This window comes from Micromonospora sp. RTBAU3-60 (assembly GCF_054963695.1).
On record NZ_JBUEGB010000022.1, the window covers coordinates 93,593 to 110,944 of the forward strand.

The following is a 17,352-nucleotide window of genomic DNA, read 5'->3' on the forward strand; positions in this document are numbered from 1 at the left end:
GACGCAGGGACATCTACTGCTCAAGAATCGTCAGCCATGACCGGCAACGATGGTTTGGATTCATTCCCTCAAGGGACGAAATTCCGAACCCTGGCAGCCCACCTCCGGCAGCAGATCGCCGAAGGTCGGTGGTCGGTCGACGCGCGCCTGCCCACCGAGCAGGAGCTCGCGCAGACCCACGAGGTAGGGATCAACACGGTCCGCCGCGCCATCAACCTGCTGGTGGACGAGGGGTTGGTCCGCCGTCGCCAGGGCTCCGGCACCTACGTGGTGGCGATACCGGCGCAGGCCGGGCGCAGCGCCCGCTTCGTCGGCGTGCTCGTACCGTCCACCTCGTACTTCTACCCGCGCGTGATCGAGGGGATCGAGCGGGTGATGACCGCTGCCGGCGTCCGGATCGTCCTCTCCAGCTCCGAGTACGACCCGGACCTGGAGGCGCAGCAGATCAACCAACTGCTCGGCGCGGACGTCGACGGCCTGCTGCTCGTGCCCAACCTGCACCTGATCGAGAACCCGCAACGGTACGTCGACCGGCTGCACCGGCTGCCGGTCCCCTACGTGCTGGTCGAACGGCGACCCCCGGAGCCAGCACCGGACGACGCGACACCGTACGTGTGCACTAACCACCTCGGCGGGGGCTACGCGGCGGTACGGCACTTCGTCGAGTTGGGGCACCAGCGGATCGGGCACCTCGGCCGGATCCGGACCGCGACCGCCGACATGGTGGCCGGGGGCTTCGACCGTGCGGTCAGGGACCTCAACCTGCCGCGGATCCCGGCCGCGGTGGTGCGGCGCGAGGAGTGGTCCCCTGACGAACTCGCGGCCTACGCACAGATCTGCCAGGACAACGAGATCACCGCGGTGTTCTGCCTCGGCGACCGGGACGCCGCGGGACTACTGCCACACGCGCGCCGGCTCGGACTGACCGTGCCCGACCGGCTGGCGGTGATCGCCTACGACGACGAGGTCGCGGACCTCGGCGAGGTGCCACTCACGGCCATCTCCCCGCCGAAGACCGAGGTGGGCAAGCTCGCCGCCGAGGTCCTGCTGCGACGCATCGAGCAGGGCGTCTCGGCGCCCGTCCACCAGATCCAACTGCAACCACGCCTGGCGGTCCGGGCCTCGTGCGGCGCCGCCGCCCGCGACCGGTAGTCCGTGACCGGCCGAAGGCCGGGCGGAGACGCCGTTCAGCCGAGACCGCTGCCCGCTGGGCGACCAACAAAGGAGATCCACGATGAGGATGCAACGCTTCTCGCCGGGCCGGCGTCTCGTCGCCCTGGCAGGTGTAGCGGCGCTCGCGGCGACGATGTTCGGTTGTGGCGCGGGCTCCGAGGAGAGCGACGGCCGGGTGACCATCAGGCTGGGCTACTACGCCGAGGCGGGCGGCCCCGCCGACAAGACGATGCGCTCGCTCGCCGACGAGTTCATGAAAGCGAACTCCGGCATCAAGCTGGAACTGGAGTCGGCACCGTACACGGACTTCTTCAAGCGGCTGCGCACCCAGCTCGCGGGCGGTCGGGGGCCCGACGTGTGGCTCTCCGACGGCGTGCTGGTGCAGGAGTACGCCGGCCGCAACAGCCTGCGCGACCTCAGCGACTTCGTGAAGACGATCAACACCGACGACTACTACGGCGTGGACCTCAACCGTGACTCCGACAGCCACGTCTACGGCTTCCCCCAGGGCGCGCAGACCCCGGTGCTCTTCTACAACAAGAAGATGTTCGCGGACGCGGGTGTCGCGGAGCCGACCGGCGACTGGACGTACGACGATCTCACCGCCGCCGCGAAGAAGCTGACCCGGGACACCAACGGTGACGGCAAGCCCGACGTGTGGGGGATGCGCGTCTACTCGCCCGGCTTCACCGAGAGCTGGTGGCCGATGATCAAGGCCTTCGGCGGCGACATCGTCGCCGACGGGGGGCGCAAGGTCGTCATCGACAGCCCGCAGAGCCGCGCGGGGCTGGACTGGATGCTGAACGCGATGTACACCGAGAAGGCCGGCCCGGACGTGGTCACGACCAAGGCGCTGGGCAGCCCGCACACGATGTTCGCCAGCAGCCGCGTGGCCATGCAGTTCGGCATCTACGCCCGTACCATCCCGGCGAACGCGGCGAAGATCGACTTGGGCGTGGCGCCGATGCCGAAGGGTCCGGCGGGTCGGGGCAACGTGGCGATCGCGAACTCCTGGGTGGTCAACAAGGCCGCGAACCAGCGGAAGGCCGAGGCCGCCTGGAAGTGGATCACGTACTTCGCCTCCGAGAAGCCGCAGACCACCTGGGCCGGGATCGGCGAGGCGATCCCGATCAACAAGAAGGTGGCCGCGTCCGACGTGTTCCTGAAGCCGGGTACCCCGCCGGCCAACCGGCAGGCGTTCCTCGACGCTCTCGCCGAAGCCGACGACCTCGGGCTCAACCCGGTGTGGACCGAGTACACCACGGCCGTGGCGAACCAGATCGACCGAGCGCTGGCCAAGGAGAAGCCCGTCGGTGACGCGCTGACCGACGCCCAACGGGATGCCCAGCAGATCATCGACCGGTTCTACGCGAACAAATGAGTCAGCCCCGCCAGGCCGAGGGAGGAGGTGGCGCGCTGTGACGACCATCGAGGACCGAGTGGAACAGGGGCGTCGCCCCTCCCTCGGTGACGGAAGGAGAGACGGGGGCGAGCGGCCGGGCTTCGGTCAGCGGGCTTGGGCGACCGTGTTCGCCTTCCCGTACCTGGCACACCTGGTGGTGCTGACCGCGTGGCCCGTGCTGGCGCTGGCCTACTTCAGCCTCACCGACTACGACACGCTCTCCTCCCCGAGATGGGTGGGGCTGGACAACTTCCGCCGCCTGTTCGGCGACGAGGCGTTCTGGCGATCACTGCTCAACACCGCCTACTTCGCGGTGCTGTTCGTGCCCACCCAGACGATCCTCGCGCTGCTGCTCGCGGTGGCGCTGAATCAGCGCCTGCGTTGGATCTCGTGGCTCCGCAGCGCGTACTTCGTGCCGGTCGTCTCGTCCTGGGTCGTCGTGGGGTACGTCGCCGACGCGGTCTTCAACCCGCAGTTCGGGATGGCCAACACCGTGCTGGGGTGGCTCGGCCTGCCCCCGGCGACCTGGCTGCAGAGCCCGGTGCTCGTCATCCCCACGCTCGCTCTGGTCGCGGTGTGGAAGGGCGTCGGCTACATGATGGTGCTCTTCCTCGCCGGACTGCAGAACATCCCGGAGGAGCTGTACGAGGCCGCCAAGATCGACGGCGCGTCGGCCTGGCAGCGGTTCCGCCGGGTCACCCTGCCCGGCATTTCCGGAACGACGTTCCTCGTCCTGGTCCTCTCGACGATCACCACCCTGCAGGCATTCGAGCAGGTCTACGTGATGACCGGACCGATGCGGGGCCAGCCCGCCGGCCAGCCGAACGGGGCGAGCGAGATGACGGTGCTCTTCATGTACCAGCAGGGTTTCGAGTTCTTCAACATGGGCTACGCGTCCGCGGTGGCGTGGGTGCTGTTCGCGCTGATCTTCATCCTGACGATGGTCCAGCTCCGGCTGCAGAAGAAGTGGGTGCACTATGCCTGACACCGGTCAGCGCGGCCGGGCCCGGCAGCGCCGCAACCGGCCGGGCCGTTGGATCGCCTACGTGTTCCTCGGCCTCGGCGCGGCGGTGATGGTCGTCCCGTTCGTCGCCTCCGTCGCGAACTCGTTGAAGAACTTCGCGCAGTACGTCGCGGTGCCGCCGATCTGGGTCCCCGATCCGCCAGCCTGGTCCAACTACAGCCAGGTGTGGGAACGCGCACCCTTCGGCCTGTACGCCTGGAACAGCTTCCTCATCGCGGCCCTCGCCGTGGTCGGCAACGTGGTCACCAGCGCGATGGTGGGTCACGCGCTGGCCCGGATGAAACTGCCGGGCAAGGAGGTGCTGCTCGCCGCGGCGCTCGGCACCCTGATGCTGCCCACCGTCGTGACGATCATCCCCAACTTCATCCTGTACAAGCACCTCGGTTGGCTCGACACCATGCTGCCGCTGGTGGTGCCGTACTGGCTGGCGACGCCGTTCGGGATCTTCCTGATGCGCCAGACATTCCTCGCGATCCCGCGCGACTTCGAGGAGGCGGCGGCGCTCGACGGGGCCAACCCGTGGCAGGTGTTCTGGCGGGTCCACATGCCACTCGCCAAGCCGGCGCTCGCGACCCTCGGCGTCTTCACCTTCATGGCGTCCTGGGGTGCCGTGCTCGAGCCCACGATCTACCTCACCTCGCCGGAGAAGTACACCCTGCCCATCGGGGTGATGAGCCTGCAGGGCCAGTTCATGGGCAACGACCAGCTCGTCACCGCCGCCGCGCTGATGTCGCTCGTGCCCATGCTGCTGCTGTTCCTGCTCGCCCAGCGCTACTTCGTCCGCGGCGCGATGGCCAGCGGCCTCAAGGGCTGATCAGCGGTCGCCTGCCGCCCCGCTGCCAGCGACGGCGCACGGGCAGGAGACCGTCCCGAGCGGCCCGGTCCGCCCTCGTCCTACCGACAACACCCGTCCTGATCGAAAGGAACGTGCAGTGACCGAAACATGGGGGAACCGACCATTCCGCGTTGGGGTGGTCGGCGCGGGCAGCGTCGCCGCGCTGCACCTCGACGCGGCCGCCGGCCTGCCCGAGGTCGAGGTCGCCGCGGTCTGCGACGTGCGGCTGCCGGCCGCCGAGCAACTCGCGGCCGGGTTCGGGGCCCGCGCGTACGCCGACCACACCGCGATGTTCGCCGCCGGCGGCCTCGACGGGGTGCTGGTCACCGCGCCGCACTCGCTGCACGCACCGATCACCGTGGACGCCGCCGCAGCCGGGCTGCACGTCCTGGTGGAGAAGCCGATGGCCACCACCCTCGAAGACGGCCAGCGGATGATCGACGCCTGCGCCACCCACGGCGTACGGCTCGCCGTGGGGCACGTGCTGCACTTCCTGCCGACCGTACGCGAGGCGTGGCGGATCCTGCGGTCGGGAAGCCTCGGCCAGCCAGTGGTGATCACCGAGCGGCGTACCGCGCGGTACGAACGCGGATCCCGGCCGGACTGGTTCTTCGACCCGGTGCTCGCCGGCGGCGGCATCCTGATGAACGTCGGCACCCACAGCATCGACAAAGCCCAGTGGCTCGGCGACGCACCCGCCACCAGCGTGCACGGGTACGTCTGGAACCGGCCGGGCGCCGAGGTCGAAACCGAGTCGGTCGGCCTGCTGGAGCTGGCCAACGGGGTACGGGTCGTGCTCTCGGTCACCGGCACCGGCCTGCCGTTCCGGGACGAGACCGAGGTCGTGTGCGAGCACGGCGCGCTGCGGCTGTCTCGGAGCGACGGCCTGTGGACGTACCGGGGGGAGGACGCGGTGCAGGTGGTCGCGCCCGAGCAGGACGACATCGTGGTGGCGTTCCGGGAGCAGTTGGCGGACTTCGTCGCGAGCTGCCGCGACGGCCGGGCGCCGGCGGTCGACGCGGCATACGGGCAGTCGGTCGTGGCCACCGCGCTCGCGCTGTACGAGTCGGCCCAACGCGTCGACCCCGTACGGATCCCGCGGTTCACCGTGGAGGCGGCGGCATGAGCGGCGTCGACACCGTACCGGCATGGGCGGCGGGCCGGCTCGCGTTCAGCACCCTCGGCTGTGCCGCAGAGCCGGTGGAATCGGTGCTGGAGCTGGCCCGGCGTACCGGCTGCCACGGGGTGGAGCTTCGCTGCGCCGAGGGTGAGCCGGTCGCGCCCGACACCCCGGCCGCGACGCTGCGGGAGATCGGGAAGCGGTTCGCGGACGCGGGCGTCGAGCCGATCTGCGTCGCCTCCTACGTGCGCATCGCGGCACCGGACGGAGATCCGGTCACCGACCTGCTCCACCACGTCGAGATCGCCGAGCAACTCGGCGCCCGCTACGTGCGGGTCTTCGGCGGCCGGGACGGCCAGGCCGACCCGCATCCGGCGGCGGTGCGGCGGCTCGGCGAAGTGGCCCGGAGGATCGAGGGTGGGCCGGTGACCGTCCTGCTGGAGACCCACGACGTGTTCTGCTCGGCGCGCGCCGTCGCGGCGGTGCTGGCCGAGGTCGGTTCGCCCGCGGTGGCCGCCCTGTGGGACGCGGTGAACCCGTGGCGGGTGGGGGAGAGCGCCCGAGAGGCGGCCGACGCGCTGGCGCCGTGGCTGCGGCACGTACAGCTCAAGGACGTCCGCGCGACCGACGACCTGGCCCCGGTGCTGCCGGGGCACGGCACGGTCCCGCTGGGCCAGATCCTCACCGAGCTCGACCGGCTCGACTACCGGGCCTGGCTGTCCCTGGAGTGGGAACGGGCCTGGTTCCCGGAGGCGCCGCCGCTGGACGAGGCGCTCGGCGCGTTCCGGGCGGTGCTCGCGGCGCACCAGGCGGCGCAATGACCTCGTTGATCCCGTATCCCGCGGCGATCCGCAAGCACCCCGGTACGCTGCGCGTCGCCGGACCGGTGCCGGTCGCCGCCGGGCCGGAGGCCGAGGGGGTCGCCGACTGGCTCGCGGAACTGCCCGGGTTCACCCGCGCCGTGGTGTCCGACGCCCCGGTACGCCTGGCCGTCGACGACCGCCTGCCCCCGGAGGGCTACCGGCTCACCATCGACGAACGTGGGGTGGAGATCACCGGAGGGGCACCTGCCGGGGTGTTCTACGGCGCCCAGACGCTGCGCCAGCTGGTGCCGGACGGCGCGTCCGGCCGGACCGTCAGCCTCCCGTACCTCGAGGTCACCGACGCCCCCCGGTTCGGCTGGCGCGGCGCGATGCTCGACGTGGCGCGGCACTTCATGCCCAAGGAGTTCGTGCTGCGCTTCATCGACATGCTGGCGCTGCACAAGCTCAACGTGCTGCACCTGCACCTCACCGACGACCAGGGCTGGCGGCTGGAGATCCCGCGCTACCCGCGGCTGACCGAGATCGGGGCGTGGCGAGCCGCGACCCTGGTCGGACACGCCCGGCAGACCCCCCGCCGCTACGACGGGGTACGGCACGGCGGCTACTACACGCAGCAGGACATCCGGGAAATCGTGACGTACGCCGCGACGCGGTTCGTCACCGTCGTCCCCGAGATCGAGGGCCCCGGCCACTCGCAGGCGGCGATAGCGGCATACCCGCAGCTCGGCAACACCCGCCGCCAGCTCGACGTCTGGACCGACTGGGGGATCAGCGAGCACGTGCTCGACATCTCCGAGACGACGCTCGGGTTCTACCGCGACGTGCTCGACGACGTGATGGCCCTGTTCCCCGGGAACTACCTGCACCTCGGCGGCGACGAGTGCCCCACCGGGCAGTGGCGGGCCAACCCGGCCGCCATGGCCCGTCTGGCGGAGCTGGGACTGCCCGACGAGCGGGCCCTGCTCGGCTGGTACGTGGGGCAGCTCGCCAGCTTCGTCACCGCCCGCGGCCGCCGCCCCGTCTTCTGGTACGACACCGACACCGCGCTGCGGGTGCCGAACGCGATCGCGATGCCGTGGCGGGGCGACGGCGCGGCAACGGCGGCACACCAGGACGGCCACGACGTGGTGCTCGCCTCCCACGAGCACCTCTACCTCGACTACTACCAGAGCCCGGACCAGGACACCGAACCGCTCGCGATCGGCGGGCACACGCCGCTGGAGCGGGTGTACGAGTTCGACGCCGACCGACCCGCCGGTGCGCTCGGCGCCCAGTGCCAACTGTGGACCGAGTACATGCCGCGGCCGGAGGACGTGGAGCGCATGGCGTTTCCCCGGCTCTGCGCGTTCAGCGAGACCGTGTGGTCGACCGCGCCCCGGCACTCCTTCGCCAGCTTCCGCGACCGGCTCACGGCGCACCTGCCCCGCCTCGCCGCGGCGGGCGTGAGGTACCGGCCACTCGGCGCCATCCCATCGCCCCGCACCGAGCAACCGCCATCCCTCAAGGAGGCACCGACCGATGCCCACTTACGCGGGTGACGCCCCGCCGCGCAGCCTGGCCGCCCTCGGGGAGGCCCTCGCGACGCCCAGCCAGGAGGTGGTGGAGAGCCTGGCGCGGGTGGACGGCGACCTGATGCTCCTCGGCGTCGCCGGAAAGCTGGGACCCGAGCTGGCCCTGATGGCGCGGCGCGCCCTGGACCGGGCAGGCCGGCCGGCCCGGGTCATCGGGGTGGCCCGCAATCCCGGGCCCGAGCTGGTCGAGCGGTTGCGCGGCGGGGGCGTGGAGCTGCTGCGCGCCGACCTGCTCGACGACGCGGCGCTCGCCGGCCTGCCCGACGTGGCGAACATCGTCTACCTGGCCGGCCGGAAGTTCGGCACCGACGGCGCCGAGCACCAGACCTGGGCACTCAACACCTACCTTCCCGGGCGGGTCGCCGAGCGGTTCCGTGACTCGCGGATCGTCGCCTTCTCCACCGGCAACGTCTATCCCCTGATGCCGGTGGTGAGCGGCGGCGCCGACGAGGCGACGCCACCGGGCCCCGTCGGCGAGTACGCACAGTCGTGTCTGGGCCGGGAGCGGGTGTTCGAGCACTTCTCACACCGGTATGGCACCCGGATGGCGATCGTACGGCTGAACTACGCGGTCGAACTCCGGTACGGAGTGCTGTTGGAGATCGCGCGTGCCGTGTATCGGGGCGAGCCCGTCGACCTGCGGATGGGCAACGTCAACGTGATCTGGCAGGGCGACGTCAACGCCGCCACTCTCCGGCTCTTCGAGCACTGCACGGCGCCGCCGTTGGTGCTCAACCTGGCCGGCCCCGAGACCGCGTCCGTGCGCTGGATCGCGCAGCGTTTCGGCGAGCTGTTCGGGGTGCCCCCGGCATTCACCGGGGCAGCGGAACCCACCGCGTTGCTCTCCAACGCCGCGCGGGCGAACGAGCTGTTCGGCTACCCCAGCGTTCCGCTGCGCACGCTGATCGAGTGGACCGCCGAATGGGTGCTCGGCGGCGGCGAAACCCACGGCAAGGACACCCACTTCCAGGAGCGAGAGGGGCGTTTCTAATGTCGGCAGCACTACCGGTGGACGTCGGCTCGGCGCTGCGCGAGGGCGTCGTGATCCCGGCCCACCCGCTCGCGCTCGACGCCACCGGGCGGCTCGACGAGCGCCGACAGCGCGCGCTGAGCCGGTACTACCTGGAGGCCGGGGCGGGCGGCCTGGCGGTCGGGGTGCACACCACCCAGTTCGCGATCCGGGAGGCCGGCCTTCTCGAACCGGTGCTACGGATCGCCGCGGACACCGTGCGGGAGGCGCCGCGCGACCGGCCGGTGGTGCTGGTCGCCGGAGTCTCCGGCACCACCGACCAGGCGGTCGCCGAGGCGAAGCTCGCCGCCGACCTCGGCTACCACCTCGCCATGGTGATCCTGCGCGGGTTGGTGGAGCTGACGGACGACGAACTCATCGCACACATCGCGGCAGTCGGCGAGGTGCTCCCGGTCTTCGGCTTCTACCTCCAGCCCGCGGTCGGCGGCCGGACGCTCGGATACGACTTCTGGGCTCGACTCGCCGAACTGCCCTGCCTGGCGGCGATCAAGATCGCGCCATTCGACCGGTACCGCACCCTCGACGTGGTCCGGGCGGTCTGCGAGTCCTCACGAGCGGCGGAGATCGCGCTCTACACCGGCAACGACGACAACATCATCGTCGACCTGCTCACCACGTACCGCTTCCCGGTGAACGGCGGCCAGGTCAGCAAGCGGATCGTGGGTGGGTTGCTCGGCCAGTACGCCGTGTGGACCCGCCGCGCGGTGGAGCTGTTCGAGCGGGCCCGCGAGGCGGCGCGGACCGGACAGCTCGACGAGGAACTGCTCACGACGGCCGCGAGGTTGACCGACGCCAACGCCGCCGTCTTCGACGTCGCCAACGGCTTCGCCGGCTGCGTCGCCGGCATCCATGAGGTGCTGCGGCGCCAGGGCCTGCTGGACAACGTCCGGCTGCTCGACGAGCAGGAGCGGCTCTCCCCGGGGCAGGCGGCGGAACTCGACCGAGTGATCGGGGCGTACCCCGACCTGCAGGACGACGCGTTCGTCGCCGCGCACCTGGACCGCTGGCTCGACACATAGCAGGAGCAGCCATGATCCTCCCCCACGCCCTCCTGGCCGCCGTACTGGCGGTGGCCTCGGTCCCGCCGGCGGTGCCACCGTCCGGGGCGCACCCGGCGCAGACGCGCACCGCCGCGGTGCCGCAGGAGTTCTTCGACGACTTCAGCTACACCGGTCCCGCGGATCCGGCGTTCGCCGGGTTCGGGTGGACCGCGCGCACCGGCGGTGGCGGGCCCGGGGTGTCGGGTGCCACGTGGAGCGCCGACAACGTCTCCATGGTGGGCTCCGGCGCCGACCGGGTGATGCGGCTCGCCGCCACCAGCCAGGGCACCGGCCAGACGACCACCCAGGCGTCGGTTGCCCAGGGGCAGCGGTTCTTCGAGGGCACGTACGCGACCCGGATCCGGTTTACCGACGCACCGGAGAGCGGGCCGGACGGCGATCAGGTGGTCCAGACCTTCTACACCATCTCGCAGCTCAACCACCCACTGGATCCGAACTACAGCGAACTCGACTACGAATACGTCCCCAACGGGGGCCTCGGGTCGGCCGGCACCGCGTTGCAGATGGTGACCTGGGAGACGTATCAGGACAGCCCGTGGGATCCCCGGGCGCTCGAAACCGTCCTGTCCCGAAGCCACGACGGATGGCACCTGCTCAAACTCGACGTGACCGGCGGCGAGGTGCGGTACTACATCGACGGCGTGCTGGTCGCCAGTCACGGCGGTGACTACGCCCCCGAGGCGTTCATGTTCCTGAAGTACGCCGTGTGGTTCGCCAACGGTGGCCTGGTCTCCTCGTCGACGTCCCGCAGGTACGTCCTCGACGTCGACTGGGTCTACCACGCCCGGGATTCCTCGCTCACCACCACCGAGGTGCAGTCCGCGGTCGCCGGGTTCCGGGCGGGGGGCATCCCGCGCAGGGACACCCTGGTGCCGCGGACCGTGGTCGCCGCGGATGCACACGTGCGCAGCGGCACGTACGCCGACACGAACTTCGGGCCGGCCACCGCGCTGGAGGTCAAGGACGCCCCCAACGCCGCCGACCCCAACGTGGATCGGTTGACCTACCTGAAGGCCGGCCTACCCGGCGTGCCGGCCAGTTCCGCCTGGCTCCATCTGCACGTCAGTTCGGTCGCTCCGGGGGCCGGTCCGGTCCCGATCGGCGTCCGCGTGCTCACCGACGACAGTTGGTCGGAGTCGACGATCACGTGGAACAACCGGCCCACCGCGGGAGCCACCCTGCTGGGCACGCTGCAGGTGACGGCACCCGGGTGGTACGCGATCGACGTCACCAGTGCCGTGAACAGCAATCTCAACGACGGTCAGATCAGCTTCCGACTCGGTGACGACTCGGTCGCCGACCGGCTGCTGGTCATCGATTCCCGCGAGTACGGCGCGGGCACCGAGCCGTACCTCCTCATCTCCTGAACCCCCCTGAGAGGAGCACCCCCGTGTCCCTGATCCGACGCAGGTCGTGGCCATCCGCGCTGGCGCTGTCCGCCGCCGTGCTGGCCGCTCTGCTGCTGCCGCCCGGGCAGCCCGCCTCCGCCGCCGCGCCCTCGGTCACCATCGACTCGCACACCAGCGGCGACGCGGTGCCGGCCGGGACCGTCCGCCTGTCCGGCAGCTACACCGACGCGTACGAACTGAGCATCGTGCTCGACGGACGCACCACCCCGCCGGTGCACACCGTCGACCCGGACGGCGACGACACCGGCACCTGGTACTACGACCTGAACACCACCGGCGTGGACGGTGAGATCGAGGTCGCGGTGCGCGCCAAGCGAACCGACACCCGCTACGGTGTCTGGTCCCCGTTCGTCACGCTGCGGGTGGACAACCCCGCCGCCAACGTCCCGGTCGTGGCGGTGACCAGCCCCGACGACGGCGGCACGGTGCGGCAGCCGACGCCGATCCGCGTCTCGGTCGCCGCGCGTAACGACGTACGCGAGGTGTCGGTGCGCGTCAACGGCGGCGCCTGGCTGCGGGCGCTCGGGGCGAAGGACACCTACACCTATCTGTGGGATCCCCGCGAACTCGGCGACGCCATGGCGAGCATCGAGGCCAGAGCGGTCGACGCAAACGGCAACACCGGATACAGCCCGACCATCTACGTCACGGCCGGCGCGGGCGCTGCCGAGCCGGTACGGGTCGGCCCGCAGGACCGGGCGATGTGGATCTGGGAGCGGGCGTCATACGGCCTGATCCTGAACCCCGGATCCCGCCGGCTGCTCGCGACCACGGCGCGCGACACCGACACCTTCGGCTCGCGGCCGATCACCACGCTCTACGTCGGCGTGGACCGCTACGGCGACCTGGACATGCTCTACGACAAGCGCGCCGAGGTGCGGGACTTCCTGAGCTGGGCCCACGCGCAGGGCTTCACGGTCTACGCCACAATCGCCGGCGGCACCCAACCACCGTTCCTCGGCGGGCTGAAGCGCTACCACCCCCGCGCGGTCCGGGAAATGGAGAAGATCCTCAACTACAACCTCGCCTCCCGGCCGGGGGAACGGTTCGACGGGGTCAACGTGGACATCGAACCCTACATCTATCCCGGGTTCGCAGCCGAAAAGCCGGCCCTGCAACTGCAGTGGCTCGAGGTCCTGGAGCAGATGATCCAGCGCAGGAACGCGGCGGGTTCGTCGCTGGCGTTCGGCCCGGCGATCCCGCGCTGGCTGGACGTCAACACGTGCTGCACCGACATCACCTGGAAGGGCGCCACCAAACCGCTCAGCGAACACATCCAGGACCTGACCGACTACATCTCGATCATGGACTACCGGGACACCGCGGAGGGCTCGGTCGGCATCATCGCCCAGGCGCAGTCCGAGATCGCGTACGCCGAGGCGATCGGCAAGCCGAACTCGGTGGTGATCGGGGTGGAGACGCTCGACATCGCCTGGAGCGGCGACCCGGAGACCATCACCTTCCGCGAGGAGGGACGCGCCGTCGCCGAGCGCGAGCTGCGCAAGGTGTACGACGCCTTCGCCGGCAGCCCGGCATTCGGCGGCATCGCGATGCACCACTACGACTCCATCCGCTGGCTGCCGTCGGTGTGGGGACCCAACGCCGAGTACGCGCCGATGCCGGCCGACACCGGCCCGCCCACGGCGGTCGGCTCGCCGCCGACGGCGAACACCTTCGACCACCAGAGCATCGACCTCGCCTACGGCCGGGCCTTCGACGACACCGAGGTGGAGCAGTACAACATCTACCGCTCCACCGACCCGGGCTTCACACCCGGCCCGGAGAACCTCGCCGGGCAGTCGCGCGGCCTCAGCTTCACCGACTCCGGACTGCTGCCGGACACCACCTACCACTACCGGGTCGCCGCCGTGGACGTACGCGGCAACGTCGGGCCGGCCTCGCCGGCTGTCTCCGCCACCACCGCCGGCACCGACCTGCGGCCGCTGATCGTCTCCGAGCTGACGGTGACCGCCGCGGGTGGTCCGGCGACCGTGCGGATCCGGGTGACCGACCTGGTCACCGGGAAGCCGGTCGCGGCAGCGGTACATGGCCGGTTCACCAGGATGGCGGGCCGGTACCTGACGATGAACGCGAACTCGGACGGCCAGGCGTCCGGCGTTTCGGAGGCGATCGGCTCCCAGGCCGGCGAGGTGGGCTTCCAGCCGCTGCGGATCACCGCCCCGGGTTACTACTGGGCATCCGCTCACGACCGGGCCCGGAACGTGGAGACCAGGTGGCAGACCACGACGCCGGTGACCGGCGACACCTTCGTACGCGCCGGCGCGTACGCGGACACCACCAACGGATCCGCGAGCGAACTGGAGGTCGCTGACCTCCCCGACGCGCAGAGCCCGGACGGCGACCGGATGGCGTATCTGAAGGCCGGACTCGGCGGCTATCCGGGCACCGCGACTGTCTCCGCCCGGCTGTACTTCCACGTCAGCTCGGTGGCGCCGGGCAGTGGCGCCGTACCGGTGACGGTGCGGGCACTGGCCGACGACTCATGGTCGGAGGGCGGTGTGAGCTGGAACAGCCGACCGTCCAGCGCGGGCGCAAGCGTGCTCGGGACCGTCCGGGTGGAGCGCCCCGGCTGGTATTCGGTCGACGTCACCGGCGCGGTCAACGCCAACCTGGCCGACGGAGCCCTGACGCTGCGACTCTCCGACGACACGACTGCCGGGCGACCACTCGCCGTGGACAGCCGGGAAAGCGACCAACAGCCGTACCTGATCATCTACTGACACCGGCGGTTCTGGCGCCCGTCCCTCCCATCGACGGGCGCCAGAACCTTGCCGCGAGCTGAGCACCGTCAGCGCGGCGGAGGCATCCGCAGCGCCCGGGCGGCCCAGCAGCGATGGCATCGGCTACGGCAGCTGGCCCAGCCACCCGGTTCGGGCAACCACCATGTCGGTGAGTTCCGCGATCGTGCGCCCGTCGGTGTCGATTCGATGGCCGATCGCGGCTCGTTCCAGCGCCTCCGCCTCGTGCGCCGCCTGGTCGGCGACGCTCAGCAGGTGCGCGGCCGGCTTGCCGACCAGTGGGTCGCCCGGCTGCGGCCAGCTGCCACGACCTTGGCCGCGAAGCATGATCCGGCTGGTCAGCGTGTCACGTCCGGCGTGCAGGCGACACACGGTCACCGCCGATGCGGGCAGCGCGTCGCCGTACCCACCCAGGGTGGCTTCGTCCTCTGCCGGGCCGACCATGACCAACGCCTGAGCCCCGGCGTCCCGGTAGGTACCCCACAGCGCCGCCAGGTTGCGGGCCTTGAGGCGATGACCGGCGGGCACAGGACCGCAGAAGCCGATCTGGTCCAGATCGATGTAGGCCGCCGTCAGCCCGGCGCCGAGAACCTTCAGGTAGACCTGGAAACCGATGGTGGACTTGCCGACACCGGTGGCGCCACACAGCCACAGCACGCGCCCACCACGGTCCACGCCGGCTCTCGCGCCGTCCCCGACCGCGTGGCCGTCGACGGGGTCGGCGGCGGACAACGACCGTTGCGGGTCGCTCAGCACGGGCCAACCGTTGAGGCGGCCACGCACCTGCCGCGCCACGTCGGCCACCGTGAGCCCACTGGTGTCCACGCAGACCTCGGCGACAGCGCCGGCATCCAGCTCTATCGCCTCCCGCAACACCTGCGCCAGACCGCCGTCGTGCCCTTGCCGACCGACGAACCGCTGCGCCAGTTGCTCCTCGTCGGCGCGCAACCGGCAGACCGTCAACGCCACCTGCGTCAGCTCATCGCGGTGTACGCCTCCGCGGGCGTCGACAACGCCCGAGACCACCACGCACCGGGCTCCGGCCGCCCGGTACCCGGCGATGACAGCATTCAGATTGCGCGCCTTCATCCGGTGCCGGCCGGGATCGCCGGCTGGCTCCGGATAGCACATCCCGAGTTGATCCACATCGACGTAGCCGGTCCGGACACCAGACCGGATCAACTCCGTGTAGATCTCCCAGCCGACCGCGGTCTTGCCGACACCGGGAGGGCCACACAGCCACAGGACAGGAACCACCTCGCCGGTCGCCACCTTCGGGTGGACCGTGTCCCACACCATGGCCAAAGATCCTTGCGTCCACGGTCCGGCCCGTCGAGTCGTTTCCTGAAACTGAAGCCAAGGCGGGAAGTCAGCCGTCGAAGCCGCGAACCCAGACGCCCAACAGGCATACCGTGGTACGAGGCCGGAGTTGATACCGAGGAGTGACGCGAATCCCGGGACCCTCCTCCTACCGTTCGGCGCGTGAAGAAAATTCTCGTGGGTTTCGGGATCCTGCTCGGGCTCTATCTGATCGCTCGTGCGGCCGCCGAGCCGTTCGTGATCGACATGACCGATCCTGCCAGCTACCGGCTCGACTGGGGTGGCCCGAGTCTGGCCGGTGTCCTGCTGGTGCACTGCGGGCCGGGCCTGGTGTCCGCGGCGCTGATCGGGCGGGGGTTGCGTTCGTAGTGGCGACGCCGGGCGGCAGCGAGGCTCAGCCGGGCGGCCGGTGAGGCAGCTGTGCGGCGAGACCGGCCCTGACTCCGGTTGGGTCAGCTCGGTCAGAAAGCCGACTCCCGGGGCGCCCGGCAGACAAAAAGAACAGCTCACCCTGGTGCAGCGCCGGCATTGGCGCGGAGACTGCGGGTGGCGAGCAGTTGTTACCGTCGCCGCGACGCCGATGACCTCGGCACTGAGGGGGAGGGGACGCGGTGGGGCTGATGGACAAGCTCCGGGGCGAGTTCGTCGACATCGTGGAGTGGCTGGACGACAGCCGGGACACGATCGTCTGGCGCTTCCCCCGATACCAGAACGAGATCAAGATGGGCGCCAAGCTGGTCGTCCGCGAGTCCCAGACGGCGGTGTTCGTCAACGAGGGGCAGATCGCCGACGCGTTCGGCCCCGGCACGTACACGCTGGAAACCCGAAATCTGCCCATCCTGTCCACCCTCAAGGGCTGGAAGTACGGGTTCAACTCGCCGTTCAAGGCCGAGGTGTACTTCGTCAACACCCGGCAGTTCACCGACCTGAAGTGGGGCACCCAGAACCCGGTGATCGTGCGGGACGCCGAGTTCGGCGTGGTCCGGCTGCGGGCGTTCGGCGCCTACGCGGCCCGCGTGGTGGACGCGCAGCAGCTCCTGCGGGAGCTGGTCGGCACGGATCCCCAGTTCCGCACCGAGGAGGTGCAGGAATACCTGCGCCAGCTCATCGTGGGGCGGCTCGGCGGCGCGCTGGCCACGGCGGGAGTGCCGCTGCTGGACCTCGCGGCGCACCAGGACGCGATCGGCCGGCGGCTGGCCGCCGTGCTGACCGAGGAGCTGGCCGAGGTCGGCATCGCGATCCCCAAGTTCGTCATCGAGAACGTCTCCGTGCCACCGGAGGTGGAGCGGGCGCTGGACAAGCGGACCGGCATGGGCGCGGTCGGGGACCTGGACCGCTTCACCCGCTACCAGGCGGCCACCGCGCTGGAGGACGCGGCGAAGAACCCGGGCGGCGGCGCAGGCGCCGGCATCGGGCTGGGCATGGGCATGGCCGCGGGCCAGCAGGTGGCCAGGTCCATGTCGGGTGGCGCCGGGACGCCGCCAGCGCCGGCTGCCGCGCAGCCGGGCGGCACCGAGCCGCCGCCGCTGCCGAACCAGACCCAGTGGTACGTCGGCGTCGCCGGGCAGCGGCAGGGCCCGTACGACGTCGGTGGCCTGGCCGAGCAGGTGGGTGCGGGCACGCTGGGCCCGGACACGCTGGTCTGGCGCGCCGGCATGACGCAGTGGCAGCCGGCCGGGCAGGTGCCGGAGCTCGCGTCGGTGCTGGCCAGCGTCCCACCGCCGCTCCCGCCCCATTGACATCCTCCCGGCCCTGAAGGACTCCGTTGGGGAATGGCCAAACTACTCAGATCCATCTGTTGGCATGATTGTCGGATTTGTCGGT

General features: G+C 70.7%; 14 protein-coding genes. 13 read left to right on the forward strand and 1 reads right to left on the reverse strand.

The genetic code is table 11. From position 1 onward, the window contains the following. The first annotated feature begins 36 nt into the window (after nucleotides 1-36). The 11 genes from ACY34I_RS21975 (at nucleotide 37) to ACY34I_RS22025 (ending at nucleotide 14,190) form a co-directional block, all read left to right on the forward strand. The gene (locus ACY34I_RS21975) at nucleotides 37-1,152 is read left to right on the forward strand and encodes a GntR family transcriptional regulator (RefSeq protein ID WP_462756954.1); all 1,116 of its coding nucleotides are present in this window, start codon (nucleotides 37-39) and stop codon (nucleotides 1,150-1,152) included. A gap of 82 nt (nucleotides 1,153-1,234) precedes the next feature. Continuing rightward, nucleotides 1,235-2,554 carry an ABC transporter substrate-binding protein gene (locus ACY34I_RS21980; protein ID WP_462756955.1) on the forward strand — a complete coding sequence of 440 codons (1,320 nt, stop codon included), beginning with the start codon at nucleotides 1,235-1,237 and terminating at the stop codon, nucleotides 2,552-2,554. Nucleotides 2,555-2,591: 37 nt separating this feature from the next. Further along, on the forward strand, nucleotides 2,592-3,560 hold the full coding sequence (locus tag ACY34I_RS21985) for a carbohydrate ABC transporter permease (protein ID WP_222870594.1): 969 nt from the start codon (nucleotides 2,592-2,594) through the stop codon (nucleotides 3,558-3,560). Continuing rightward, nucleotides 3,553-4,413, forward strand: a complete 861-nt coding sequence (locus ACY34I_RS21990) for a carbohydrate ABC transporter permease (RefSeq protein ID WP_462756956.1) — start codon at nucleotides 3,553-3,555, stop codon at nucleotides 4,411-4,413. Before ACY34I_RS21985 ends, ACY34I_RS21990 begins: the two co-directional genes overlap by 8 nt. A 118-nt stretch (nucleotides 4,414-4,531) precedes the next feature. Continuing rightward, nucleotides 4,532-5,560, forward strand: a complete 1,029-nt coding sequence (locus ACY34I_RS21995; protein ID WP_462756957.1) for a Gfo/Idh/MocA family protein — start codon at nucleotides 4,532-4,534, stop codon at nucleotides 5,558-5,560. Then, entirely contained in the window at nucleotides 5,557-6,375 is an 819-nt protein-coding gene (locus ACY34I_RS22000; protein WP_462756958.1) for a sugar phosphate isomerase/epimerase family protein, read from the forward strand. Before ACY34I_RS21995 ends, ACY34I_RS22000 begins: the two co-directional genes overlap by 4 nt. Then, nucleotides 6,372-7,916, forward strand: coding sequence for a beta-N-acetylhexosaminidase (locus ACY34I_RS22005; RefSeq protein WP_462756959.1), 1,545 nt, complete (start codon nucleotides 6,372-6,374; stop codon nucleotides 7,914-7,916). Before ACY34I_RS22000 ends, ACY34I_RS22005 begins: the two co-directional genes overlap by 4 nt. Continuing rightward, nucleotides 7,897-8,940, forward strand: coding sequence for an NAD-dependent epimerase/dehydratase family protein (locus ACY34I_RS22010; protein ID WP_462756960.1), 1,044 nt, complete (start codon nucleotides 7,897-7,899; stop codon nucleotides 8,938-8,940). Before ACY34I_RS22005 ends, ACY34I_RS22010 begins: the two co-directional genes overlap by 20 nt. Further along, nucleotides 8,940-9,998 carry a dihydrodipicolinate synthase family protein gene (locus ACY34I_RS22015; RefSeq protein WP_462756961.1) on the forward strand — a complete coding sequence of 353 codons (1,059 nt, stop codon included), beginning with the start codon at nucleotides 8,940-8,942 and terminating at the stop codon, nucleotides 9,996-9,998. The genes ACY34I_RS22010 and ACY34I_RS22015 overlap by 1 nt, the downstream gene beginning before the upstream one ends. A gap of 11 nt (nucleotides 9,999-10,009) precedes the next feature. Further along, nucleotides 10,010-11,407, forward strand: a complete 1,398-nt coding sequence (locus ACY34I_RS22020) for a CBM96 family carbohydrate-binding protein (RefSeq protein ID WP_462756962.1) — start codon at nucleotides 10,010-10,012, stop codon at nucleotides 11,405-11,407. Nucleotides 11,408-11,430: 23 nt separating this feature from the next. Continuing rightward, on the forward strand, nucleotides 11,431-14,190 hold the full coding sequence (locus tag ACY34I_RS22025; protein ID WP_462756963.1) for a CBM96 family carbohydrate-binding protein: 2,760 nt from the start codon (nucleotides 11,431-11,433) through the stop codon (nucleotides 14,188-14,190). A gap of 123 nt (nucleotides 14,191-14,313) precedes the next feature. Here ACY34I_RS22025 and ACY34I_RS22030 read toward each other — a convergent pair whose 3' ends face one another. Further along, nucleotides 14,314-15,480: an AAA family ATPase gene (locus ACY34I_RS22030; protein WP_462756964.1), complete on the reverse strand. Its 1,167-nt coding sequence runs from the start codon at nucleotides 15,478-15,480 to the stop codon at nucleotides 14,314-14,316. Nucleotides 15,481-15,690: 210 nt separating this feature from the next. On the opposite strand from ACY34I_RS22030, the gene ACY34I_RS22035 reads away from it, so the two are divergent. Both ACY34I_RS22035 and ACY34I_RS22040 read left to right on the forward strand, forming a co-directional pair. Then, entirely contained in the window at nucleotides 15,691-15,897 is a 207-nt protein-coding gene (locus tag ACY34I_RS22035; protein ID WP_462756965.1) for a hypothetical protein, read from the forward strand. 242 nt (nucleotides 15,898-16,139) lie between these two features. Continuing rightward, entirely contained in the window at nucleotides 16,140-17,267 is a 1,128-nt protein-coding gene (locus ACY34I_RS22040; protein ID WP_462756966.1) for an SPFH domain-containing protein, read from the forward strand. Nucleotides 17,268-17,352: the final 85 nt, after the last annotated feature.